This is a genomic window from Ferruginibacter sp., assembly GCF_031430955.1.
Lineage (GTDB): Bacteria > Bacteroidota > Bacteroidia > Chitinophagales > Chitinophagaceae > Ferruginibacter.
On record NZ_JANPCM010000383.1, the window covers coordinates 1 to 1,518 of the forward strand.

The following is a 1,518-nucleotide window of genomic DNA, read 5'->3' on the forward strand; positions in this document are numbered from 1 at the left end:
CTTTTTCTACCGCTAAATTAATAAGCGTATTGTAATTGGTTAAGGAATGATAACTAATTCCAGCTGCTTTAAATGCTTCGTCTGCTTCATTAAAACCATAAGTAAAGATTGAAACCATACCAATAATTTCTGCCCCGGCTGCCTTCAATACATCACATACCTGTAAGCTGCTTTTACCGGTAGATATCAGGTCCTCAATCACCACTACCTTTTGCCCTTTTTCTAAATTCCCTTCTATCTGGTTACCTAAACCGTGCTCTTTAGGCTTTGGCCTTACATAAATATAGGGCAGTTTTAATTGATCTGCAGCCATGGCACCCCAGGCAATGCCAGCTGTAGCTACGCCTGCTAACATATCAGCTTCAGGAAATTTTTCAAAAATTATACTGCTCATTTCGCTTTTAATAAAATCACGAACGTAAGGAAAGGATAAAACTTTGCGGTTATCGCAGTAAATAGGGCTCTTCCACCCGCTTGCCCATGTAAATGGTTGTTGGGGACTTAATTTAATTGCATTAATTTGTAAAAGTTTTTCTGCAACGGCTTTTTCGTTTGTCATGGTGCAAATTTGAACTTTGAAATTTATAATTTGAAATATTATTATGCACATAAAAATATACTTTGGCGATAAGCCTGTTTTTCTTTGTGATGAATTAACTAAAGACTTGAAAGAAATACTGCACCACCCCGATGCTGTTTTTATTGACGAAATTTCGGTTCCTGCTATAAAATCGCTTTTACATGAGATTAAGAAAGATGAATTTCATGCAGGCGTTATTTACTCCGAAGATTTAACTGCACTCAAAAAACTATTTTTTAAAAACTTTACTTTAATAGAAGCGGCAGGCGGCATTGTACAAAATGATAAAAAAGAAGTGTTATTTATTTACAGGCTGAATAAATGGGATTTACCTAAAGGCAAGATAGAAAAAGGTGAAAAAGCAGATGAGTGCGCCTTAAGAGAGGTGGAAGAAGAGACAGGCGTAATTAATTTAATTCTTAAAAAAAAGGTGGGTGAAACTTATCACACCTACGATGCATTTGGCAAACACTTTTTAAAAGTTACACACTGGTATTATTTGGTTTGTGCAAACGATCAAAAACTTGTACCGCAAACGGAAGAAGATATTACTGCAATTAAATGGGTGGCTACTAAAAATATTAAGGAACCTGTTGCCAATACTTATCCATCGATAAAAGATATTTTAAGTGTATTTTTTGATGAGGCTTAAAAATATATTACCTTTTTGCCAGATAAATTTTTGCAGATAAAAATTATTTTTTTACAGGCCGTACGCCTTCGCCTGTCATTACTACTCTTTTTATAGAGCCGTCATTATTGTAATACAAATAGTTTATACAAACAGAACGATGAAAACTTGCATAATCCGGTACCAATGCACCATTATGATAAGTCAAAAAATTACCAGTCTATTTTTAACAAAGAAACAGCTTGTTGTGGTAATGAAATATTTACTGCCAATTTACCATTTATAACTTTCAATTTTTCTGGTTTAC

At 34.2% G+C, this 1,518-nt stretch carries 3 protein-coding genes; 1 reads left to right on the plus strand and 2 read right to left on the minus strand.

The genetic code is table 11. From position 1 onward, the window contains the following. Nucleotides 1-559, minus strand: a 559-nt coding sequence (gene pyrE / locus ACY65O_RS10960) for an orotate phosphoribosyltransferase (protein WP_462220900.1), incomplete at its 3' end; no start/stop codon positions are given. Nucleotides 560-602: 43 nt separating this feature from the next. Between pyrE and ACY65O_RS10965 the strand changes: the two genes are divergently transcribed. After that, the gene (locus ACY65O_RS10965) at nt 603-1,232 is read left to right on the plus strand and encodes an NUDIX hydrolase (protein ID WP_462220901.1); all 630 of its coding nucleotides are present in this window, start codon (nt 603-605) and stop codon (nt 1,230-1,232) included. Nucleotides 1,233-1,275: 43 nt separating this feature from the next. On the opposite strand, the gene ACY65O_RS10970 is transcribed toward ACY65O_RS10965, so the two are convergent. After that, a complete protein-coding gene (locus ACY65O_RS10970) occupies nt 1,276-1,419 on the minus strand; it encodes a hypothetical protein (protein ID WP_462220902.1) in 144 nt (47 codons plus the stop codon). Nucleotides 1,420-1,518 lie beyond the last annotated feature (99 nt).

Excerpts from the sequence above, each read along its gene's own strand:
- ACY65O_RS10965 (WP_462220901.1), top strand. The coding sequence starts at position 603 with ATGCACATAAAAATATACTTTGGCGATAAGCCTGTTTTTCTTTGTGAT.